Source organism: Testudinibacter aquarius (genome assembly GCF_004342725.1).
Classification (GTDB): domain Bacteria; phylum Pseudomonadota; class Gammaproteobacteria; order Enterobacterales; family Pasteurellaceae; genus Chelonobacter; species Chelonobacter aquarius.
In genome coordinates this window covers 37012-56068 of the sequence record NZ_SMCP01000002.1, presented here as the reverse complement: position 1 = coordinate 56068, position 19057 = coordinate 37012, and the positions used below count along the sequence as shown (strand labels likewise).

30 protein-coding genes are annotated in these 19057 nt (G+C 45.0%); 28 read left to right on the top strand and 2 right to left on the bottom strand.

From position 1 onward, the window contains the following. Nucleotides 1-9: 9 nt before the first annotated feature. Complete coding sequence (lepA, locus tag EDC16_RS02030) at nucleotides 10-1806, bottom strand: translation elongation factor 4 (RefSeq protein ID WP_132964914.1); 1797 nt, start codon at nucleotides 1804-1806, stop codon at nucleotides 10-12. 234 nt (nucleotides 1807-2040) lie between these two features. On the opposite strand from lepA, the gene EDC16_RS02025 reads away from it, so the two are divergent. Both EDC16_RS02025 and grxB read left to right on the top strand, forming a co-directional pair. Further along, on the top strand, nucleotides 2041-3453 hold the full coding sequence (locus EDC16_RS02025) for a DUF6880 family protein (RefSeq protein ID WP_132964912.1): 1413 nt from the start codon (nucleotides 2041-2043) through the stop codon (nucleotides 3451-3453). A 26-nt stretch (nucleotides 3454-3479) separates the two neighbouring features. Next, nucleotides 3480-4127, top strand: a complete 648-nt coding sequence (grxB, locus tag EDC16_RS02020) for a glutaredoxin 2 (RefSeq protein ID WP_132964910.1) — start codon at nucleotides 3480-3482, stop codon at nucleotides 4125-4127. Between the two features lie 56 nt (nucleotides 4128-4183). Here the strand turns inward: grxB and speC are convergent, their stop codons facing one another. Then, complete coding sequence (gene speC, locus EDC16_RS02015; RefSeq protein WP_132964908.1) at nucleotides 4184-6331, bottom strand: ornithine decarboxylase; 2148 nt, start codon at nucleotides 6329-6331, stop codon at nucleotides 4184-4186. A gap of 457 nt (nucleotides 6332-6788) precedes the next feature. Here speC and rpsJ point away from each other — a divergent pair, with 457 nt between their 5' ends. The 26 genes from rpsJ to rpsD all read left to right on the top strand — a co-directional run bounded on the left by rpsJ (nucleotide 6789) and on the right by rpsD (nucleotide 19050). After that, a complete protein-coding gene (gene rpsJ / locus EDC16_RS02010; protein WP_001181005.1) occupies nucleotides 6789-7100 on the top strand; it encodes a 30S ribosomal protein S10 in 312 nt (103 codons plus the stop codon). A 27-nt stretch (nucleotides 7101-7127) separates the two neighbouring features. Beyond that, the gene (gene rplC, locus EDC16_RS02005) at nucleotides 7128-7760 is read left to right on the top strand and encodes a 50S ribosomal protein L3 (protein WP_132964906.1); all 633 of its coding nucleotides are present in this window, start codon (nucleotides 7128-7130) and stop codon (nucleotides 7758-7760) included. A 15-nt stretch (nucleotides 7761-7775) separates the two neighbouring features. Next, nucleotides 7776-8381 (top strand): 50S ribosomal protein L4, encoded by a 606-nt coding sequence (gene rplD / locus EDC16_RS02000; RefSeq protein ID WP_132964904.1) that lies wholly within the window; start codon nucleotides 7776-7778, stop codon nucleotides 8379-8381. After that, complete coding sequence (rplW, locus tag EDC16_RS01995; protein ID WP_132964902.1) at nucleotides 8378-8680, top strand: 50S ribosomal protein L23; 303 nt, start codon at nucleotides 8378-8380, stop codon at nucleotides 8678-8680. Before rplD ends, rplW begins: the two co-directional genes overlap by 4 nt. Nucleotides 8681-8698: 18 nt before the next feature. Further along, nucleotides 8699-9520: a 50S ribosomal protein L2 gene (rplB, locus tag EDC16_RS01990; protein WP_132964900.1), complete on the top strand. Its 822-nt coding sequence runs from the start codon at nucleotides 8699-8701 to the stop codon at nucleotides 9518-9520. A gap of 25 nt (nucleotides 9521-9545) precedes the next feature. Next, on the top strand, nucleotides 9546-9818 hold the full coding sequence (gene rpsS, locus EDC16_RS01985) for a 30S ribosomal protein S19 (RefSeq protein ID WP_132964897.1): 273 nt from the start codon (nucleotides 9546-9548) through the stop codon (nucleotides 9816-9818). A 14-nt stretch (nucleotides 9819-9832) separates the two neighbouring features. Further along, nucleotides 9833-10165, top strand: a complete 333-nt coding sequence (gene rplV, locus EDC16_RS01980; protein ID WP_034615150.1) for a 50S ribosomal protein L22 — start codon at nucleotides 9833-9835, stop codon at nucleotides 10163-10165. A gap of 10 nt (nucleotides 10166-10175) precedes the next feature. Further along, nucleotides 10176-10877, top strand: coding sequence for a 30S ribosomal protein S3 (gene rpsC, locus EDC16_RS01975; protein WP_132964895.1), 702 nt, complete (start codon nucleotides 10176-10178; stop codon nucleotides 10875-10877). A gap of 13 nt (nucleotides 10878-10890) precedes the next feature. Beyond that, nucleotides 10891-11301 (top strand): 50S ribosomal protein L16, encoded by a 411-nt coding sequence (gene rplP / locus EDC16_RS01970; RefSeq protein WP_034615144.1) that lies wholly within the window; start codon nucleotides 10891-10893, stop codon nucleotides 11299-11301. Beyond that, a complete protein-coding gene (gene rpmC, locus EDC16_RS01965) occupies nucleotides 11301-11492 on the top strand; it encodes a 50S ribosomal protein L29 (protein WP_132964894.1) in 192 nt (63 codons plus the stop codon). The genes rplP and rpmC overlap by 1 nt, the downstream gene beginning before the upstream one ends. Beyond that, nucleotides 11492-11746 (top strand): 30S ribosomal protein S17, encoded by a 255-nt coding sequence (gene rpsQ, locus EDC16_RS01960; RefSeq protein ID WP_132964892.1) that lies wholly within the window; start codon nucleotides 11492-11494, stop codon nucleotides 11744-11746. The genes rpmC and rpsQ overlap by 1 nt, the downstream gene beginning before the upstream one ends. 211 nt (nucleotides 11747-11957) lie before the next feature. Beyond that, on the top strand, nucleotides 11958-12329 hold the full coding sequence (gene rplN, locus EDC16_RS01955) for a 50S ribosomal protein L14 (RefSeq protein WP_132964890.1): 372 nt from the start codon (nucleotides 11958-11960) through the stop codon (nucleotides 12327-12329). A 10-nt stretch (nucleotides 12330-12339) separates the two neighbouring features. Further along, a complete protein-coding gene (rplX, locus tag EDC16_RS01950; RefSeq protein WP_132964888.1) occupies nucleotides 12340-12663 on the top strand; it encodes a 50S ribosomal protein L24 in 324 nt (107 codons plus the stop codon). 15 nt (nucleotides 12664-12678) lie between these two features. Further along, the gene (gene rplE / locus EDC16_RS01945) at nucleotides 12679-13218 is read left to right on the top strand and encodes a 50S ribosomal protein L5 (RefSeq protein WP_132964886.1); all 540 of its coding nucleotides are present in this window, start codon (nucleotides 12679-12681) and stop codon (nucleotides 13216-13218) included. A gap of 12 nt (nucleotides 13219-13230) precedes the next feature. After that, nucleotides 13231-13536 carry a 30S ribosomal protein S14 gene (rpsN, locus tag EDC16_RS01940; protein WP_132964884.1) on the top strand — a complete coding sequence of 102 codons (306 nt, stop codon included), beginning with the start codon at nucleotides 13231-13233 and terminating at the stop codon, nucleotides 13534-13536. Nucleotides 13537-13574: 38 nt separating this feature from the next. Next, nucleotides 13575-13967, top strand: a complete 393-nt coding sequence (gene rpsH, locus EDC16_RS01935; protein WP_132964883.1) for a 30S ribosomal protein S8 — start codon at nucleotides 13575-13577, stop codon at nucleotides 13965-13967. A gap of 15 nt (nucleotides 13968-13982) precedes the next feature. After that, the gene (rplF, locus tag EDC16_RS01930) at nucleotides 13983-14516 is read left to right on the top strand and encodes a 50S ribosomal protein L6 (RefSeq protein ID WP_132964881.1); all 534 of its coding nucleotides are present in this window, start codon (nucleotides 13983-13985) and stop codon (nucleotides 14514-14516) included. Between the two features lie 12 nt (nucleotides 14517-14528). Further along, complete coding sequence (gene rplR, locus EDC16_RS01925) at nucleotides 14529-14882, top strand: 50S ribosomal protein L18 (protein ID WP_034615117.1); 354 nt, start codon at nucleotides 14529-14531, stop codon at nucleotides 14880-14882. A 15-nt stretch (nucleotides 14883-14897) separates the two neighbouring features. After that, complete coding sequence (gene rpsE, locus EDC16_RS01920) at nucleotides 14898-15398, top strand: 30S ribosomal protein S5 (RefSeq protein ID WP_084257857.1); 501 nt, start codon at nucleotides 14898-14900, stop codon at nucleotides 15396-15398. A 6-nt stretch (nucleotides 15399-15404) separates the two neighbouring features. Further along, entirely contained in the window at nucleotides 15405-15584 is a 180-nt protein-coding gene (gene rpmD / locus EDC16_RS01915) for a 50S ribosomal protein L30 (RefSeq protein ID WP_084257858.1), read from the top strand. A gap of 4 nt (nucleotides 15585-15588) precedes the next feature. After that, on the top strand, nucleotides 15589-16023 hold the full coding sequence (gene rplO / locus EDC16_RS01910; protein ID WP_132964879.1) for a 50S ribosomal protein L15: 435 nt from the start codon (nucleotides 15589-15591) through the stop codon (nucleotides 16021-16023). A 7-nt stretch (nucleotides 16024-16030) separates the two neighbouring features. Further along, nucleotides 16031-17356: a preprotein translocase subunit SecY gene (secY, locus tag EDC16_RS01905; protein WP_132964876.1), complete on the top strand. Its 1326-nt coding sequence runs from the start codon at nucleotides 16031-16033 to the stop codon at nucleotides 17354-17356. 29 nt (nucleotides 17357-17385) lie between these two features. Next, a complete protein-coding gene (rpmJ, locus tag EDC16_RS01900; RefSeq protein WP_132964874.1) occupies nucleotides 17386-17499 on the top strand; it encodes a 50S ribosomal protein L36 in 114 nt (37 codons plus the stop codon). Between the two features lie 139 nt (nucleotides 17500-17638). Continuing rightward, nucleotides 17639-17995, top strand: coding sequence for a 30S ribosomal protein S13 (rpsM, locus tag EDC16_RS01895; RefSeq protein WP_132964873.1), 357 nt, complete (start codon nucleotides 17639-17641; stop codon nucleotides 17993-17995). Between the two features lie 15 nt (nucleotides 17996-18010). Further along, complete coding sequence (rpsK, locus tag EDC16_RS01890; RefSeq protein WP_005701868.1) at nucleotides 18011-18400, top strand: 30S ribosomal protein S11; 390 nt, start codon at nucleotides 18011-18013, stop codon at nucleotides 18398-18400. Between the two features lie 29 nt (nucleotides 18401-18429). Further along, nucleotides 18430-19050, top strand: a complete 621-nt coding sequence (rpsD, locus tag EDC16_RS01885) for a 30S ribosomal protein S4 (protein WP_132964871.1) — start codon at nucleotides 18430-18432, stop codon at nucleotides 19048-19050. The last annotated feature ends 7 nt before the right edge of the window (nucleotides 19051-19057 follow it).

The following is a 19057-nucleotide window of genomic DNA, read 5'->3' as shown; positions in this document are numbered from 1 at the left end:
TCACTTTCCTTATTTGTCTTTTCCAACATGTAAAATCGCTAAAAATGCCTCTTGCGGCACTTCGACGTTGCCCAATGACTTCATGCGTTTTTTACCCTCTTTTTGTTTTTGCAACAGCTTTTTCTTACGGCTGACATCGCCGCCGTAGCATTTTGCCAACACGTTTTTACGCAGCTGTTTCACCGTGGAACGGGCAATGATATGGTTGCCGATCGCCGCTTGAATCGCAATATCGAATTGCTGGCGCGGAATCAATTCTTTCATTTTTTCCACCAATTCGCGTCCACGATACGGTGCATTGTCTTTGTGCACGATTAACGCTAGCGCATCGACCCGCTCGCTGTTGATCATAATATCGACCCGCACCATATTGGCCGCTTGGAAACGCTTGAAGCTGTAATCCAACGACGCATAGCCGCGCGAAGTGGATTTCAGGCGGTCGAAGAAATCCAACACGACTTCGCCCAATGGAATTTCATAGGTCAATGCCACTTGGTTGCCGTGATACACCATGTTGGTCTGCACGCCACGTTTTTCGATACACAGTGTAATCACGTTGCCCAGATATTGCTGTGGCAACAGCATATTACACTCGGCAATCGGCTCGCGGATTTCGGCGATATTGTTCAACGGCGGCAGTTTTGCCGGGCTGTCGATATGTTCAAGCGTGCCGTCGGTCAGCTCAACTTCATACACTACCGTCGGTGCAGTGGTGATCAAATCTAGATCATATTCCCGTTCTAACCGCTCTTGGATGATCTCCATGTGCAGCAAACCCAAGAAGCCGCAGCGGAAGCCGAAGCCAAGTGCGGTCGAGTTTTCCGGTTCGTAGAACAACGAGGCGTCATTCAGGCTCAGTTTGCCCAAGGCATCGCGGAACGCTTCGTAATCGTCGGAGCTGATCGGGAACAGTCCGGCGTACACTTGTGGTTTGACTTTTTTGAAGCCGGGCAGCGGCTTGTCCGCCGATTTGTGTTGTAGGGTTAAGGTATCGCCGACCGGCGCACCCAGAATATCTTTGATGCCGCACACGATCCAACCCACTTCACCGCACTTCAGTTGGGTGGTATCAACCTGTTTCGGGGTGAAAATCCCCAAGCGATCCACACCGTAAGAAATGCCGGTGCTCATCACTTTGATTTTATCGTTTTTCTTCAACGTGCCATTTTTGATCCGCACTAATGACACTACACCCAAGTAGTTGTCAAACCACGAGTCGATAATCAGCGCTTGCAGCGGTGCGTCCGGATCGCCCTGCGGTGGTGGGATTTCTTTAACGATCACTTCCAATACGTCTTCGATGCCTACGCCGGTTTTCGCCGAACAGCGCACCGCATCGGCGGCTTCGATGCCGACGATGTCTTCAATCTCTTCCGCTACTCGCTCCGGATCGGCGGCCGGTAGGTCAATTTTATTCAGAATCGGCACCACGTTGAGATCCATATCCAAGGCGGTATAACAGTTGGCCAGTGTTTGAGCCTCCACCCCTTGCCCGGCGTCGACTACCAATAATGCGCCTTCGCAAGCCGCCAGCGAACGTGACACTTCATAGGAAAAGTCCACATGTCCCGGAGTGTCGATAAAGTTTAGTTGATAGGTTTCGCCGTCTTTAGCTTGATAGTTCAAGGTAACGCTTTGCGCTTTAATCGTGATCCCACGTTCACGCTCCAAATCCATCGAATCCAGAACCTGTTCCGCCATTTCACGATCACTCAAGCCGCCGCAGGTTTGAATCAATCGGTCTGACAGGGTCGATTTGCCGTGGTCGATATGGGCGATAATGGAAAAGTTACGAATATTTTTCATTTAAAAAGGGTTCTCTATACTAGACTAGGGTCTGTTAATTTTTGTTTACAACTTAATTGGCGGATTGTACCTGAATATTGGCTTCGGTGCTATAGACGTGATATTGTAAAACAGCATTATTCAATCAAGCAGAGCATGTTTATTGTTTCAATATCTTCGCTTTGGAAACGGTGTTGGACATCACAGGTGAAATCATGGCACAGATCCTAGGGGTTATGTAAAGAGATAAGCGAAATGGCAAAAAAATTAACGCAAAAACAGCAGGAATTGTTATCAAATTTATCAGCAGAAACCTTGCTAGATTTAGTGAAAACCTTGATGTCAAGTAATGACATGGTCAATAACTATGTTGTGCGGGAATATTTATCCAGCAAGGCGGATGCGGTGAAAGCGATTGAACGAGAATATCGCAAGCGGGCACGTCGACGTCCTGTTTATGATTATTGGCAATCGCATACTTTTTTTATTGAATTGGCGCAGGATATTGGCGATCCCTTATTCCAGTTGTCCGCACAGGAGCCCGATGCGGTATTCAAATTGATTCGTACGCTGTTACAAGATGTGGAACGGCTCTGTGAGGCGCACGACACTTCTTCCGGTAGCTGGTTTGAATATGTTTCAGTCTTACATCAGACCTGGTTAAAAGCCGCCTGTTTGTTGTTTAAGCAACAAAAGTTACCTAACCTCGGTCGACATTATGTTGAGCTATATGATAGTGATGATCATTTTGAAGCCTCTGTGCTGACAGATGATCTTCATTTATTGGGGCATCAAGCATTGCAAGTGATTCGAGATTATCTCTGTTTGCTTGACGGTGAGGAACGCTATCGAAATGAAGCGATAGTCATCAGTATCGCATTAAAGGATCTGGAGTTTCTTGCACAACATTATCAAACCAAGCGTTTTAGCAACACACCAAGTTTGTTGAAATATGCCGAGCTGCTGATTGACGAGTTGCTGCTTGACCAGGCAGTCGAGGTATTAACGCTTTGCAATGATAACAATCAGTTTAATAGGGTTGAACGAGAGCAAGGTAATCGATTATTGTTGCGTGTCTACCAAGAAGAAGGAAACGCAGCAGAGGCAAAAGCTTTATGCCGAGCGTGTTTTGCCAAAACGGCCAGCGTTTTTTATTATACCGAATACCTTAAACTGGCGCCGCAGCAAAGTGAAGCCGAACGGCAGGATTTTCTGCAATTGGCAAGAACGCATGGCGAAGGCTACTATATTAAACTCCTGCTGGAGCTGGGTGAGGGCAAGGTATTGGATCAGCTGTTATTGGAATTACAAACTCAGCAAGCGGATAGCTGGTACGAACAATATAAATCTCAGTTATCGGTCTCATTGCTCCGCCGTGAAACCAGCAAGCTGGCAAAATTAGGTTTTGCCGTTTCAGCGGTTATTTTACGCCGCGTGTTGGTCGCCAATGTGCTAAAAAATGCGCTGAGTCAATACTACCAATATGCCGTTTCAGATTTGAAAAAATCCTTTGATTATGCCAAAGCCTTGCCAGCGGATTCAACGCTGGAGAGCCAGCAGGCGTTTTTGCAACGAATTTATGCACAACATTATCGCAAACACAGTTTTTGGCAGCGTTGCCTTGAGACGCTGCCGCAAATCGATCATATGCTGACGAAATCGGCTTAAAAGTGCGGTCTGTTTAAGGAGAAAAGATGAAATTATTTATTTATCAACACTGTCCGTTTTGTGTCAAAGCGGCGATGATTTTTGGCTTGAAAAACGTGGCGGTGGAAAAAGTGGTACTGCTGGAAGACGATATTGCGACGCCAACGCAGATGGTCGGGCGCAAAGTGGTGCCGATTTTGCAAAAAGCCGACGGCAGTTTTATGCCGGAAAGCATGGATATTGTGCGCTATATCGATCAACTGGACGGCAAACCGCACTTGAGCGGCACTACCAATCCAGAGATTGCCGCATGGTTAGACTCGGTTAAAAATCTTGTCTCAGCGTTGATTATTCCGCGTTTCGCCCAAGCTCCATTTGCCGAAATTGCAACAGAATCGGCGAGAGAACGTTATATCGCACGCATGACCAATTGGGTTGGTGATCTTGATCAATTGCTTGCCGACACGCCATTATATTTACAACAACTGCAACCGCACTTGGAAACATTAGCCACCTTGATTCAAAGCGAAAGTGCGGCCAACGGTACAATGTCGGAAGACGATATTCACCTGTTCCCAACCTTGCGTTCATTAACCATTGTTAAGGATTTGGCGTGGCCGGAAAAAGTGCGGGCTTATGTTGAAACCATGGCGCAGCAGAGCAAGGTCGAGTTGTTGCATACTATGGCAATTTGATGGGGAAAGGTGCTAAGTGCGGTTGTGAAACCGCACTTAGCCTTTTACTGAACGTGTTATTGTTTTAACACATATGCCCAGGCGCGGCGGTAGCTGGATTCGTCAGCTTCCAGATACACACCTTGGATTTCCGGTTCGAAGCCCGGCAGTTCGTTGATGCCTTGTTCCAGTGCGCGGAAATATTCCAATACGGCACCGCCCCAAACTTCGCCGGGGACGATACACAGCACGCCCGGTGGATATGGCAATGCGCCTTCGGCGGCGGTTCTGCCTTCAATTTCAGCCAGCGAAACCAATTCCACTTCGTTGCGGATAAACGCATTGTGGCAGGCTTCCGGCGTGATGTTCATCTTCGGCCAAGCGTGACGCAGGAACATCTGTTGTTGTAGATCATTCAAACGGTGTTTGGCGTAGAAATTGTGCAGTTTCTGACAAAGTTCACCAATCCGCATTTTGCTGTATTGCGGGTAGGCTTTGGCAAGGGTCGGCAACATTTCGATCACCGGGGTATTGTCTTGAATATGCTCTTCAAAGCGGGCGATGTTCGCCACCAAATGCTGGAATTTCGCCATGGTTTCCGCCGGAGTCAACAGGAACAGAATCGAGTTTAAATCGGCTTTTTCCGGAATCACCGAGCGTTCGCGCAGGTAGTGCGCCAAAATCGCCGCCGGAATGCCCGATTCTTCATATTCGCCGGTTTCCATATTGATGCCCGGCGTGGTCAGCAATAGTTTGCACGGGTCAATAAAATACTGCTCTTCGGCATAGCCGTCAAAGTCATGCCAGCGTGCGTCTTTGGCAAATTGGAAAAAGCGGATATTGTTGGCGATGTCTTCCGATTTGTGGTTTTCCCACGATTTGCCGTCCACCATCGGCGGCACGAACGGACGAATCAATTTACAGGTTTTCAGCAACATTTTGCGCACTTCCACACTGCTGAGTACACACTCCTGCCACATGCGTTTGCCGGCTTTGCCGGCGTGCATTTTGGCATTGACGTCTAACGAGGCAAACAGCGGATAGAACGGGCTGGTCGAGGCGTGCATCATAAAGGCGTTGTTGAAACGCTTGTGGTTGCAATACCGCTCTTGCTCATTGATATGATTATCTTTTTTGTGAATTTGCGACGCTTGTGACAAACCGGCCTGCTGTTTGTGCACTGATTGGGTCACCAAAATGCCGGGATCGTTTTCATTCAACTCTAATAACAGTGGCGAGCAGTCACGCATCATCGGGATAAACTGTTCATAACCGACCCACGCCGAGTCAAACAGAATGTAGTCGCACAGATGGCCGATACGATCGACCACTTGGCGTGCGTTATAAATCGTGCCGTCATAGGTGCCCAATTGAATCACTGCTAAACGGAACGGGCGTTTATCGTTGGCACGCTCCGGTGCAACTTTGGCGATTTGGGCGCGGATATCCGCTTCTTCAAAGCAGTGCGACGGGATACCGCCGATAAAACCGTAGGCATTGCGTGTGGTTTCCATATACACCGGCATCGCACCGCACAACGTTAGTGCCCCTTGATGCACTGATTTATGGTTGTTGCGGTCAAACAGCACCAAGTCGCCTTTGCTGACCAACGCACCGATAGCCACTTTGTTGGCGGACGAAGTACCATTCAGTACAAAATAGGTTTTATCAGCGTTAAATACTCTGGCAGCATGGGCTTGCGCCTGAAATGCCGGGCCTTCGTGAATCAGCAAATCTCCTAAGCGCACATCGGCATTGCAGGAGTCGGCACGGAACAGGGTTTCGCCAAAATAGAGATAGAAACGGCGACCGGAAGGGTGTTTGCGGAAAAATTGTCCGCCTTGGTGTCCCGGACAGTCGAACGCCGCATTGCCGTAATCAGTATATTCCTTTAGTGCTTGGAAAAACGGTGGATCGAGCGTATCGATGTAATCTGCGGCAGCGGCGTTAATCAATTGGCCGTTGTAATATTTTTGATCTTCCGCCAGCTCGATGACGCCGTAGAGTTCGGTCAACCACTCGTCCGGTACGGTTTCACCGTATTCAATGGCGGCGAAAATCGGAATGGGAAAGCCCAGCCGTTCCAATTCTTCCCATACTTCGGGCAGGTCTTTAATCGTGGTGACCACAGCACAGACATTGGTGAAATCGGTCATATCAATGTCCATAATTTTGTAGTCAGACAAAAAGGCAAATTCTGTGCCTTGGCTGGCAGCAATTTTCATCGGCGTTTTCCTATCGGCAGACGAGTGTGATATCAATGAAAAGCACAAGGCTTTTCAACTTGGCGTTATTGGCTTGCAATCGCAAGACAAAAGTGCGGTTTGAAGTTGCGCAAACGATAACAAATTTAAGCGCCGAGGGAAAGTGAAGACAGTGGGATTTCCCTCAAGAATCGCAGATAGGTTTTTCTGCCAAAGCAAACCGCACTTTTTACAAAAAATCGGATAAAATTGCTTGCAAACTGTGCGGTGATTCTATAAACTCTGCGGACTTTCTTGATGGAAGTCGTTTGATGTAATCATTTATCAAGCGGGCGACAACAATAGGTTGTTGCTGACAATGTTCCCGATTGGGGGGCTAAAATAGGCTTAATCGCACTTCATTTTCAAATATCAGCAGTATGAAAATCGAGGTGTCGGTTTTTTGTTATCTCATTTTTAATAATGGAGCTCTGGTCTCATGCAGAACCAAAGAATCCGTATCCGTTTGAAAGCGTTTGATCATCGTTTGATCGATCAATCCACTGCGGAAATCGTAGAAACAGCTAAGCGCACAGGTGCTCAAGTTCGTGGTCCAATTCCATTACCGACCCGTAAAGAACGTTTTACCGTGTTGATTTCTCCACACGTTAATAAAGACGCGCGTGACCAGTACGAAATCCGTACTCACAAGCGTTTGGTCGATATTGTTGAACCAACAGAGAAAACTGTTGACGCGCTTATGCGTTTAGATCTGGCTGCCGGCGTTGACGTGCAGATCAGCCTAGGTTAATCAGGGAATAGGTAAGAGGTTAATACAATGATTGGTTTAATCGGTCGTAAAGTTGGTATGACTCGCGTCTTCACAGAAGCCGGCGTGTCTATCCCAGTTACCGTAATCGAAATCGAAGCCAACCGTGTGACTCAAGTGAAAACCCTTGAAACAGATGGCTACTCTGCAGTTCAGGTTACTACTGGCTCTAAAAAAGCAAGTCGTGTAACTAAGCCAGAAGCAGGTCATTTCGTTAAAGCAGGTGTTGAAGCTGGTCGCGGTTTATGGGAATTCCGTACCGAAGGTGAAGAGTTCACTTTGGGTCAGGAAATTAATGTTGATGTCTTCGCAGACGTTAAAAAAGTTGACGTAACAGGTACATCGAAAGGTAAAGGTTTTGCCGGTACAGTAAAACGCTGGAACTTCCGTACTCAAGATGCTACCCACGGTAACTCTTTGTCACACCGTGTTCCTGGATCTATTGGTCAAAACCAAACTCCGGGTCGTGTGTTCAAAGGTAAAAAAATGGCAGGTCACTTAGGTGCTGAGCGTGTAACCGTTCAATCACTGGAAGTGGTTCGCGTTGATGCTGAACGTAAATTGTTATTGGTCAAAGGTGCCGTTCCAGGCGCAACCGGTAGTGATTTAATTGTTAAACCCGCTGTTAAAGCTAAAGCATAAGTCTAGGAGATAGGAATGGAATTAGTAACTAAAGATGCACAAAGTGCATTGACTGTTTCTGAAACTACCTTCGGACGTGAGTTTAACGAAGCGTTGGTACACCAAGTTGTTGTTGCTTATGCAGCAGGTGCTCGCCAAGGTACTCGTGCACAAAAAACTCGTGCTGAAGTAGCAGGTTCAGGCAAAAAGCCATGGCGTCAAAAAGGTACTGGTCGTGCGCGTTCCGGTAACGTAAAAAGCCCAATTTGGCGTTCAGGTGGTGTGACATTTGCGGCTAAGCCACAAGATCACAGCCAAAAAGTGAACAAAAAAATGTATCGTGGTGCGATTAAGAGCATTCTTTCTGAATTACTTCGCCAAGACCGTCTGGTTGTGGTTGAGAAATTCGAAGTTGCCGCCCCGAAAACAAAAGTTTTAGTTCAAAAATTAAAAGAAATGGCACTGGAAGATGTGCTGATCATCACAGCGGATTTAGATGAAAATCTATTCTTGGCTGCACGCAACCTTTACAAAGTAGATGTGCGTGACGTTCAGGCGATTGATCCGGTTAGCTTAATTGCTTTTGAAAAAGTAGTTATTACGGCTGACGCTGTGAAGCAAATTGAGGAGATGTTGGCATGATTCTGGAAGAACGTTTGCTAAAAGTGCTGAAAGCACCACATGTCTCTGAGAAAGCGACTAATAATGCCGAACAGTCAAATACGATTGTTTTCAAAGTAGCTAAAGAAGCCAACAAAGTTGAAATCGCTGCTGCTGTTGAAAAACTGTTTGAAGTGAAAGTTGATTCAGTGCGTACTATCGTTGTTAAAGGTAAAACCAAACGTCATGGTGCGAGAACGGGTCGTCGTAGCGACTGGAAAAAAGCGTATGTCACCTTGCAAGAAGGCCAAAATTTGGACTTCCTTGACAGTGCAGAGTAATCAGAGGAGTAGAAAATAATGGCTATCGTAAAATGTAAGCCGACCTCCGCTGGTCGTCGCCATGTAGTTAAAATCGTTAACCCTGATTTACACAAGGGTAAGCCTTATGCTCCGCTTTTAGATACTAAATCTAAAACCGGTGGCCGTAACAATCTAGGACGCATCACTACCCGTCATATCGGTGGTGGTCATAAACAACACTACCGTATCGTTGACTTCAAACGTAACAAGTTAGATGTGCCGGCGGTTGTTGAGCGTCTGGAATATGATCCAAATCGTTCTGCGAATATCGCTTTAGTGTTATATAAAGACGGTGAGCGTCGTTATATCTTAGCACCTAAAGGTTTGGCAGCAGGCGATCAAATCCAAGCGGGTACGCAAGCACCTATCAAGGTGGGTAATTCTTTACCAATGCGCAATATCCCGGTTGGTACAACTGTACATAACGTAGAATTAAAACCAGGCAAAGGCGGTCAAATTGCCCGTTCAGCCGGTGCGTATGTACAAATTATTGCTCGTGAGGGTAACTATGTAACATTGCGTCTTCGTTCTGGCGAAATGCGTAAAGTGTTATCCGAATGTCAGGCAACTATCGGTGAAGTTGGAAATTCTGAGCACATGCTGCGCGTACTGGGTAAAGCCGGTGCAAGCCGTTGGCGTGGCGTTCGTCCTACCGTTCGCGGTACGGCGATGAACCCGGTAGATCACCCTCATGGTGGTGGTGAAGGTCGTAACTTTGGTAAACATCCTGTGACTCCATGGGGCGTTCAAACTAAAGGTAAGAAAACTCGCCACAATAAACGTACTGATAAATTTATCGTACGTCGCCGTGGTAAATAATTTTAATATAAAAAGAGGATAAGCCATGCCACGTTCTCTCAAGAAGGGTCCTTTTATTGACCTACACTTGCTGAAGAAGGTAGAGAAAGCGGTGGAAAGCGGGGATAAAAAACCAATTAAAACTTGGTCCCGTCGTTCAATGATCATTCCAACAATGATCGGATTGACCATCGCCGTCCATAATGGTCGCCAGCACGTTCCTGTATTTATCTCCGACGAAATGATCGGTCATAAATTAGGTGAATTTGCACCGACTCGTACTTACCGCGGTCATGCCGCTGATAAGAAAGCTAAGTAAGGAAGGAAGTAAAGATGGAAACTATTGCAAAACATCGTTTCGCTCGCACTTCAGCTCAAAAAGCTCGCTTAGTTGCTGATTTAATTCGCGGTAAAAATGTTGCTCAAGCTCTGGAAATCTTGACTTTCACCAACAAAAAAGCTGCGGCTTTGGTGAAGAAAGTTTTAGAGTCTGCGATTGCGAATGCAGAGCATAATGACGGTGCAGATATCGATGATCTTAAAGTTGCTAAAATCTTCGTTGACGAAGGTCCTAGCATGAAACGTGTTATGCCACGTGCTAAAGGTCGTGCGGATCGTATTTTAAAACGTACAAGCCACATCACTGTGGTTGTGTCTGACAAGTAGGAGAATAGCAATGGGTCAAAAAGTACATCCTAATGGTATTCGCCTCGGTATTGTTAAACCTTGGAGTTCAACTTGGTTTGCGAATACACAAGATTTCGCTGACAACTTAGAAGGCGATTTCAAAGTACGTAACTTCTTAAACAAAGAGTTAGCCAATGCTTCTGTTGCTCGTATTGATATTGAGCGTCCGGCTAAGAGTATTCGTGTAACTATTCACACTGCTCGCCCGGGTATCGTTATCGGTAAAAAAGGCGAAGATGTTGAAAAATTGCGTAACAAATTAGCCGAAATTACCGGCGTTCCTGCGCAAATCAACATCACAGAAGTGAAAAAACCTGAATTAGATGCGCGTCTGGTTGCTGAAAGCATTGCTTCACAATTAGAACGTCGTGTTATGTTCCGTCGTGCGATGAAACGTGCTGTACAAAACGCAATGCGTTTAGGTGCGCAAGGTATCAAAGTCGAAGTGAGCGGACGTTTAGGTGGTGCAGAAATTGCGCGTTCAGAATGGTATCGTGAAGGTCGTGTGCCTTTGCATACATTACGCGCGGACATCGATTATAACACTGCAGAAGCTCATACTACATACGGCGTTATCGGCGTGAAAGTATGGATCTTCAAAGGTGAGATTCTTGGTGGAATGGCTGCAGTTATGCAATCAGAACAACAACCTGAAGCGCAACCTAAAAAAGCGCGCAAAGGTCGTAAGTAAGGAGATTGAATAAATGTTGCAACCAAAACGTACAAAATTCCGTAAAGTTCACAAAGGACGTAACCGTGGCTTAGCGGCAGGTACCGATGTCAGCTTCGGTACATTCGGTCTGAAAGCAGTTGGTCGTGGTCGTTTGACCGCACGTCAAATCGAAGCGGCTCGCCGTGCGATGACTCGTGCTGTTAAACGTCAGGGTAAAATCTGGATCCGTGTATTCCCAGATAAACCAATTACTGAAAAACCATTGGAAGTCCGTATGGGTAAAGGTAAAGGTAACGTTGAGTACTGGGTAGCCTTGATCCAACCGGGTAAAGTGCTATATGAAATGGACGGTGTGTCTGAAGAAATCGCAAGAGAAGCCTTTGCATTAGCAGCGGCGAAATTGCCTATCAAGACAACCTTCGTAACTAAAACGGTGATGTAATGAAAGCTCAAGAACTACGTACAAAAAGTGTTGAAGAGCTGAATGCTGAATTGGTTAACTTGTTAGGTGAGCAATTCAAATTGCGTATGCAAGCAGCCACCGGTCAGCTTCAACAAACCCATCAGTTGAAACAAGTGCGTCGTAGTATTGCACAACTTAAAACTGTTCTAAGCGCAAAGGCGGGTGAGTAATGACTGATAAAATTCGTACAGTACAAGGTCGCGTTGTGAGTGACAAGATGGATAAATCTTTCACCATCGCAATCGAACGTATGGTTAAACACCCACTTTATGGTAAGTTTATCCGTCGTACAACTAAGTTACACGTACATGATGAAAACAACGAAGTCAATGTTGGTGATTTGGTAGAAATTCGCGAATGTCGTCCTATTTCTAAAACTAAATCATGGACTTTGGTTCGTGTCGTTGAAAAAGCAGTAATCTAATTATTGTTTTAAAACTAATAAAAACCGCACTTTGCATTAAAGTGCGGTTTTTTGTTGCTATTTCCCCCCACTGCGCCACCGACAAATCTCAGCAATAAACATAAAATCCAGTTGCTTTCCTTTTAGCCATTTGGTAAAATCCGCACCCTGTTTGCATTGGGTAAACAGATTCGTCCCGAAAGGGTTTTTTTGATTTTAGCGGAGCACTAATATGATCCAAGAACAGACTATGCTGGACGTTGCTGATAATTCAGGCGCCCGTAGCGTAATGTGTATCAAGGTTCTAGGTGGCTCACACCGCCGTTACGCCGGTATTGGCGACATCATTAAAATTACTGTGAAAGAAGCGATTCCTCGCGGTAAAGTAAAAAAAGGTGATGTATTGAAAGCGGTTGTGGTGCGCACCAAGAAGGGTGTACGTCGCCCAGATGGATCAGTCATTCGCTTCGATGGTAATGCCTGTGTTATTTTAAACAATAATACCGAGCAACCAATCGGTACACGTATTTTCGGACCGGTGACTCGTGAACTTCGTTCAGAGAAGTTTATGAAGATCATTTCATTGGCCCCGGAAGTAGTGTAAGGAGAGTGTCATGGCTGCAAAAATCCGTCAAAACGATGAAGTAATCATGCTAACCGGTAGCACTGAAAAGGGCAAAGGACAGCGTGGTAAAGTAACTAAAGTACTGCCTAACGGTAAAGTTATTGTTGAAGGTTTAAACATGGTTTCCAAACATGAGAAACCAGTTCCGGCTTTAGGTAAAGCTGGTGGTATTGTGAAACAAGAAGCGGCAATCGACGTTTCTAACGTAGCAATCTACAATCCGTCAACAAATAAAGCTGACCGCGTAGGATTCCGGATTGAAGACGGCAAAAAAGTCCGTTTCTTCAAATCTACTGGTGAAACAATTAAATAATACTGGAGTATAGCGATGGCGAAACTGCATGATTATTACAGAGATCAAGTAGTAAACGAATTGAAAGATAAATTCGGCTACAAATCTGTCATGCAAGTCCCACGAGTCGAAAAGATAACCCTGAATATGGGTGTGGGTGAAGCGCTGACCGATAAAAAATTGCTGGATAACGCAGTAGCGGATCTGGCAGCAATTAGCGGTCAAAAACCTTTAATCACTAAAGCACGCAAATCTGTTGCAGGCTTTAAGATTCGTCAGGGATATCCAATCGGCTGCAAAGTGACCCTACGTGGTGAACGTATGTGGGAATTCTTTGAACGATTGATTCATATTGCGGTTCCTCGTGTCCGTGATTTCCGTGGTTTAAGTGCGAAATCATTTGATGGCCGTGGAAACTACAGCATGGGTGTGCGTGAACAAATCATCTTCCCTGAAATCAATTATGATAAAGTGGATCGTGTTCGTGGTTTAGATATTACTATCACAACGACTGCGAAAACAGATGAAGAAGGTCAAGCACTACTGGCTGCCTTTAACTTCCCATTCCGTAAATAAGGCAGGTTACAAATGGCTAAAGTATCAATGAAAATGCGCGATTTAAAACGCGTTAAATTGGCTGAGAAATTTTACGCTCAACGTGTAGAATTGAAAAAAATCATCTCTGATGTCAATGCCTCTGATGAAGACCGTTGGAATGCTGTGTTAAAGTTACAAACTTTACCACGTGACTCTAGCCCGTCTCGTCAACGTAACCGTTGCCGTCAAACCGGTCGTCCGCATGGTGTATTGCGTAAGTTCGGTTTGAGCCGTATTAAGGTCCGTGAAGCCGCTATGCGCGGTGAGATCCCGGGTCTTAAGAAAGCAAGCTGGTAATCAACCACTTTAATTTGGAATCATGGGAGTAAAGACACATGAGCATGCAAGATCCAATCGCAGATATGTTGACCCGTATTCGTAACGGTCAATCTGCGAATAAAATCGCGGTCAACATGCCTTCATCCAAGCTAAAAGTGGCTATTGCCAATGTGCTTGCGGAAGAAGGTTATATTGATAGCGTTAAAATTTCCGAAGGTGTTAAACCTGAACTGGAAATTACACTGAAATATTTCCAAGGTAAACCTGTTGTGGAAAGCATTCAACGTATCAGCCGTCCTGGTCTGCGTATTTATAAACGCAAAGACGAGTTACCAAGTGTAATGGGTGGTTTGGGTATCGCTGTTGTTTCTACATCACAAGGTGTGATGACCGACCGTGCCGCGCGTAAAGCTGGTTTGGGCGGTGAGATCATCTGTTACGTAGCTTAATAGAGGGGTAGGAAGATGTCTCGAGTTGCTAAAGCACCCGTTAATATTCCTGCCGGCGTTGAGATTAAACTTAACGGCCAGCTATTAACGGTAAAAGGTAAGAATGGTGAGTTATCTCGTACCATTCATAATGAAGTTGAAGTTAAACAAGAAGATGGTGCACTGACTTTTGCTCCTCGTAATGAAGGCAAAAGTGCAAATGCACAATCCGGTACGGCTCGTGCGCTTGTTAACGCAATGGTTATCGGTGTTACTGAAGGCTTCACTAAGAAGTTAAGATTGGTGGGTGTAGGTTACAGAGCACAACTTAAAGGCAACAGCATTGCGTTAAGTTTAGGTTTCTCTCACCCGGTTGAGCACGCATTGCCGGCTGGCATCAAGGCTGAATGTCCGTCACAAACTGAAATTGTTTTGACTGGTGCAGATAAACAGCTTATTGGTCAAGTCGCTGCAGATATTCGTGCTTATCGCCGTCCTGAGCCTTACAAAGGTAAAGGGGTACGTTATGATGATGAAGTCGTACGTACCAAAGAGGCTAAGAAAAAATAATAAGGTAACACTATGGATAAGAAATTGGCTCGTATCCGTCGTGCAACTCGCGCACGTCATGCGATGAGAGAGCAAGGAGTAACCCGTTTGGTTATTCACCGCACTCCTCGTCACATTTATGCGCAAGTTATTGCACCTAACGGTTCGGAAGTACTTGCCGCTGCTTCAACAGTTGAAAAAGTCATTAGTGAGCAAGTGAAATATACCGGAAACAAAGATGCTGCAGCAGTAGTGGGTAAAGCCATTGCAGAAAGAGCATTGGCTAAAGGCGTAGAAAAAGTTGCCTTTGATCGTTCTGGTTTTAAATATCATGGCCGTGTGCAAGCATTGGCTGACGCTGCTCGTGAAGCTGGTCTACAGTTCTAATAGAGGTAATTTGAGATGGCAAACATCGAAAAACAAGCTGGTGAACTGCAAGAGAAGCTAATCGCGGTGAACCGTGTATCTAAAACAGTAAAAGGTGGTCGTATTTTCAGCTTCGCTGCATTGACAGTGGTAGGTGATGGTAACGGTCGCGTAGGTTTTGGTTACGGTAAAGCCCGTGAAGTTCCGGCAGCGATCCAAAAAGCGATGGAGAAAGCCCGTCGTAATATGGTTAATGTAGCTATTACAGAAGGTACTTTACAACACCCTGTTAAAGGTACTCATACTGGTTCTCGCGTATTTATGCAACCAGCCAGTGAAGGTACCGGTATCATCGCAGGTGGTGCAATGCGTGCAGTATTGGAAGTTGCAGGCGTTCGTAACGTATTGTCTAAAGCATACGGTTCAACCAACCCAATCAACGTTGTCCGTGCAACAATTGATGCATTGGCAAACATGAAATCACCAGAAATGGTTGCTGCTAAACGCGGTAAAACCGTTGATGAAATTTTGGGGTAATTGATCATGGCAAAAACAATCAAAGTAACACAAACCCGTAGCTCAATCGGTCGTTTACCGAAACATAAAGCTACGCTTCGTGGCCTTGGTCTTCGCCGTATCAACCACACGGTCGAGTTAATTGATACGCCGGCTGTGCGTGGTATGATCAACCAAGTTTCATACATGGTTAAAGTGGAGGAGTAAGGGAATGCGTTTAAATACTCTATCTCCGGCAGAAGGTGCTAAAAAAAGTGCTAAACGTCTTGGACGCGGTATCGGTTCAGGTTTAGGTAAAACCAGTGGTCGTGGTCATAAAGGACAGAAATCCCGTAATAACGGTGGTGGTGTTCGTCGTGGCTTCGAAGGTGGTCAAATGCCGTTGTACCGTCGTTTGCCAAAATTTGGTTTTACTTCGCGTAAAGCGCTTGTTTCAGCTGAAATTCGTTTGAATGACTTAGCAAAAGTTGACGGTGATGTGACATTAGAATCACTGAAAGCTGCCAATGTTATCTCGCATAACATTGAATTTGCTAAAGTTATTTTTGCCGGTGAAGTTAAAGGGCCTGTAGTTGTACGTGGTTTGCGTGTGACTAAAGGTGCCAAAGCAGCAATCGAAGCTGCTGGCGGCTCAGTTGAGGAATAATTAATCAATGGCAAAACAACCAGGTTATCAAGCAAAAAGTACCCAAGGTGGTACGGGTGAGCTTAAAAGAAGATTACTGTTTCTGTTAGGAGCATTAATTGTTTTTCGGATAGGTTCATTTATTCCGGTTCCTGGTATTGATGCCGCTGTATTAGCTCAGTTGATCAATCAACAACAAGGAACCATCATTGACATGTTTAACATGTTTTCCGGTGGTGCCTTGAGTCGTGCTTCAGTCTTTGCGTTGGGGATCATGCCGTATATTTCGGCGTCGATCATTATCCAGCTATTAACTGCGGTACACCCTGCACTAGCAGAATTAAAGAAAGAAGGTGAAGCCGGTCGTCGCAAAATCAGCAAATACACCCGTTATTCAACGTTGGTATTAGCTACGATTCAGGCGATTGGTATTTCAACCGGATTACCAAATATGATCCCCGGATTAGTTCCAAACCTTGGTTTGGGCTTTTATGTAACCGCGGTCGTCAGTCTTGTCACCGGAACGATGTTCTTGATGTGGTTAGGCGAACAGATTACTGAACGCGGTATCGGAAATGGTATCTCTTTAATTATCTTTGCGGGTATTGTCGCAGGGTTGCCTTCTGCAATTGGTCAAACAATTGAGCAGGCGCGCCAAGGACAAATGAATGTACTGGTATTATTGTTGATTGCAGTTATTGTCTTTGCTGTAACTTATTTTGTTATCTTTGTAGAAAGAGGGCAAAGAAGAATTGTGGTTAACTATGCTAAACGCCAGCAAGGGCGTCATATGTTAGCTGCACAAAGCTCGCATCTACCACTTAAAGTCAATATGGCAGGCGTTATCCCGGCTATTTTTGCTTCAAGTATCATTTTGTTTCCTGCCACTTTAACCCAGTGGTTTGGACAAGGTGCTAATATGGAGTGGTTGTCGAATTTATCTTTGTTGTTAGCGCCGGGGCAACCAATTTATCTGGTGCTTTATGCGGTAGCAATTATCTTCTTCAGTTTCTTCTATACGGCAATGCAATATAATCCAAGAGATACTGCGGATAATCTGAAAAGATCCGGTGCATTTATTCCGGGTATTAGACCAGGTGAACAAACATCACGTTATATTGACAAGATTATGACTCGTTTGACATTGATCGGAGCATTATATATTACGTTTGTTTGTTTAGTGCCTTATATTATGACTTCGGCTTGGAATGTGCAGTTCTATTTCGGTGGAACATCGCTTCTGATCGTTGTTGTAGTAATTATGGATTTCATCGCACAGGTTCAAAGTCACTTGATGTCGACTCAATATGAATCTGCGCTGAAGAAAGCAAACCTTAAAGGGTTCGGGCAGTAATCAGCCCATTGAGATAAAAGGGAAAAGCAATGAAAGTTCGTGCTTCCGTAAAAAAAATGTGTCGTAACTGCAAAATTATCAAACGTGAAGGTATTGTCCGTGTGATTTGCAGTGATCCGAGACATAAGCAACGTCAAGGTTAATCTCAATTTTCCTTGCAATGAACAAGCTGAGCAGTTATACTGCTCAGCTCATTTCGTCCTTGATATACTGTTTGAGTATCCTGAAACGGGCTTTTCAAGATCAGTATATCAATTAACTTTAAGTAAATAGGAGTGCATAGTGGCCCGTATTGCAGGCATTAACATTCCTGATCACAAACATACTGTAATTGCATTGACCGCAATTTATGGAATCGGTAAAACCCGTTCAAAAGCCATTTGTGCTGCTGCCGGTATTGCCGAAGATGTAAAGATCAGAGAATTGTCTGAAGAGCAGATTGATATTCTGCGTGACGAAGTTGGTAAATTTACCGTTGAAGGTGATTTACGCCGTGAAGTGACTTTAAACATCAAACGTCTGTTAGACTTAGGATGTTACCGTGGTTTACGTCATCGTCGTAGTTTACCGGTACATGGTCAACGTACTAAAACTAATGCGCGTACCCGTAAGGGTCCTCGTAAGCCGATCAAGAAATAATCGGGGTAAATGATAATGGCTAAAACACCAGTTCGTGCACGTAAACGTGTAAAAAAACAAGTCGTAGATGGCGTGGCGCATATCCATGCATCTTTCAATAACACAATCGTTACCATTACAGACCGTCAAGGTAACGCTCTGGCTTGGGCAACAGCCGGTGGTTCAGGTTTCCGCGGTTCGCGTAAATCCACTCCGTTTGCTGCACAGGTTGCTGCTGAGCGTTGTGCCGAAGTTGTTAAAGAGTTCGGTTTGAAAAATTTGGAAGTTATGGTAAAAGGACCTGGTCCTGGTCGTGAGTCAACAATTCGTGCGTTGAATGCTGCGGGTTTCCGTATCACCAACATTACTGATGTGACTCCGATTCCTCATAACGGTTGTCGTCCACCGAAAAAACGCCGTGTTTAGTGGCGTAATAGGATAGTTGGAGAAAGAAAATGGCAAGATATTTGGGTCCTAAACTCAAGCTAAGCCGTCGTGAAGGTACTGACTTATTCCTTAAGTCCGGTGTCCGTGCGATTGAATCAAAATGTAAATTAGATACCGCACCTGGTCAACATGGTGCCCGTAAGGCGCGTTTGTCTGATTACGGTAGTCAATTACGTGAGAAACAAAAAGTTCGCCGTATGTACGGTATTTTAGAACGCCAATTCCGTAATTACTACAAAGAAGCTAACCGCTTAAAAGGTAATACCGGTGAAAACTTATTGGTATTATTAGAAGGTCGTTTGGATAATGTTGTTTACCGTATGGGATTTGCAGCAACTCGTGCTGAAGCTCGCCAATTAGTGAGTCATAAAGCGATTGTTGTTAATGGTCGTGTGGTTAATATTCCATCGTTCCAAGTTTCTGTTGAAGATGTTGTTGCCGTGCGTGAAAAATCGAAAAAACAAGCACGTATCAAAGCATCATTAGAATTGGCAGAGCAAAGAGAAAAACCAACATGGTTAGAAGTTGATGCTGCTAAAATGGAAGGCGTATTCAAACGTACTCCTGAACGTTCTGATTTATCAGCAGACATTAACGAACATCTGATCGTTGAGCTTTATTCTAAATAATAGAGCT

What these genes read in the sequence shown, in the direction of transcription:
- rpsC (WP_132964895.1), top strand. Translation starts at nt 10,176, where the DNA reads ATGGGTCAAAAAGTACATCCTAATGGTATTCGCCTCGGTATTGTTAAA.
- rplO (WP_132964879.1), top strand. Translation starts at nt 15,589, where the DNA reads ATGCGTTTAAATACTCTATCTCCGGCAGAAGGTGCTAAAAAAAGTGCT.
- lepA (WP_132964914.1), bottom strand. Translation starts at nt 1,806, where the DNA reads ATGAAAAATATTCGTAACTTTTCCATTATCGCCCATATCGACCACGGC.
- rplD (WP_132964904.1), top strand. Translation starts at nt 7,776, where the DNA reads ATGGAATTAGTAACTAAAGATGCACAAAGTGCATTGACTGTTTCTGAA.
- rpmD (WP_084257858.1), top strand. Translation starts at nt 15,405, where the DNA reads ATGGCAAAAACAATCAAAGTAACACAAACCCGTAGCTCAATCGGTCGT.
- rpsQ (WP_132964892.1), top strand. Translation starts at nt 11,492, where the DNA reads ATGACTGATAAAATTCGTACAGTACAAGGTCGCGTTGTGAGTGACAAG.
- rplW (WP_132964902.1), top strand. Translation starts at nt 8,378, where the DNA reads ATGATTCTGGAAGAACGTTTGCTAAAAGTGCTGAAAGCACCACATGTC.
- rpsS (WP_132964897.1), top strand. Translation starts at nt 9,546, where the DNA reads ATGCCACGTTCTCTCAAGAAGGGTCCTTTTATTGACCTACACTTGCTG.
- rplV (WP_034615150.1), top strand. Translation starts at nt 9,833, where the DNA reads ATGGAAACTATTGCAAAACATCGTTTCGCTCGCACTTCAGCTCAAAAA.
- rpmC (WP_132964894.1), top strand. Translation starts at nt 11,301, where the DNA reads ATGAAAGCTCAAGAACTACGTACAAAAAGTGTTGAAGAGCTGAATGCT.
- grxB (WP_132964910.1), top strand. Translation starts at nt 3,480, where the DNA reads ATGAAATTATTTATTTATCAACACTGTCCGTTTTGTGTCAAAGCGGCG.
- rplB (WP_132964900.1), top strand. Translation starts at nt 8,699, where the DNA reads ATGGCTATCGTAAAATGTAAGCCGACCTCCGCTGGTCGTCGCCATGTA.
- rpsD (WP_132964871.1), top strand. Translation starts at nt 18,430, where the DNA reads ATGGCAAGATATTTGGGTCCTAAACTCAAGCTAAGCCGTCGTGAAGGT.
- rplX (WP_132964888.1), top strand. Translation starts at nt 12,340, where the DNA reads ATGGCTGCAAAAATCCGTCAAAACGATGAAGTAATCATGCTAACCGGT.
- rplF (WP_132964881.1), top strand. Translation starts at nt 13,983, where the DNA reads ATGTCTCGAGTTGCTAAAGCACCCGTTAATATTCCTGCCGGCGTTGAG.
- rplR (WP_034615117.1), top strand. Translation starts at nt 14,529, where the DNA reads ATGGATAAGAAATTGGCTCGTATCCGTCGTGCAACTCGCGCACGTCAT.
- rplN (WP_132964890.1), top strand. Translation starts at nt 11,958, where the DNA reads ATGATCCAAGAACAGACTATGCTGGACGTTGCTGATAATTCAGGCGCC.
- rpsJ (WP_001181005.1), top strand. Translation starts at nt 6,789, where the DNA reads ATGCAGAACCAAAGAATCCGTATCCGTTTGAAAGCGTTTGATCATCGT.
- rplC (WP_132964906.1), top strand. Translation starts at nt 7,128, where the DNA reads ATGATTGGTTTAATCGGTCGTAAAGTTGGTATGACTCGCGTCTTCACA.
- rplE (WP_132964886.1), top strand. Translation starts at nt 12,679, where the DNA reads ATGGCGAAACTGCATGATTATTACAGAGATCAAGTAGTAAACGAATTG.
- rpsK (WP_005701868.1), top strand. Translation starts at nt 18,011, where the DNA reads ATGGCTAAAACACCAGTTCGTGCACGTAAACGTGTAAAAAAACAAGTC.
- speC (WP_132964908.1), bottom strand. Translation starts at nt 6,331, where the DNA reads ATGAAAATTGCTGCCAGCCAAGGCACAGAATTTGCCTTTTTGTCTGAC.
- EDC16_RS02025 (WP_132964912.1), top strand. Translation starts at nt 2,041, where the DNA reads ATGGCAAAAAAATTAACGCAAAAACAGCAGGAATTGTTATCAAATTTA.
- secY (WP_132964876.1), top strand. Translation starts at nt 16,031, where the DNA reads ATGGCAAAACAACCAGGTTATCAAGCAAAAAGTACCCAAGGTGGTACG.
- rpsE (WP_084257857.1), top strand. Translation starts at nt 14,898, where the DNA reads ATGGCAAACATCGAAAAACAAGCTGGTGAACTGCAAGAGAAGCTAATC.
- rpsH (WP_132964883.1), top strand. Translation starts at nt 13,575, where the DNA reads ATGAGCATGCAAGATCCAATCGCAGATATGTTGACCCGTATTCGTAAC.
- rpsN (WP_132964884.1), top strand. Translation starts at nt 13,231, where the DNA reads ATGGCTAAAGTATCAATGAAAATGCGCGATTTAAAACGCGTTAAATTG.
- rplP (WP_034615144.1), top strand. Translation starts at nt 10,891, where the DNA reads ATGTTGCAACCAAAACGTACAAAATTCCGTAAAGTTCACAAAGGACGT.
- rpmJ (WP_132964874.1), top strand. Translation starts at nt 17,386, where the DNA reads ATGAAAGTTCGTGCTTCCGTAAAAAAAATGTGTCGTAACTGCAAAATT.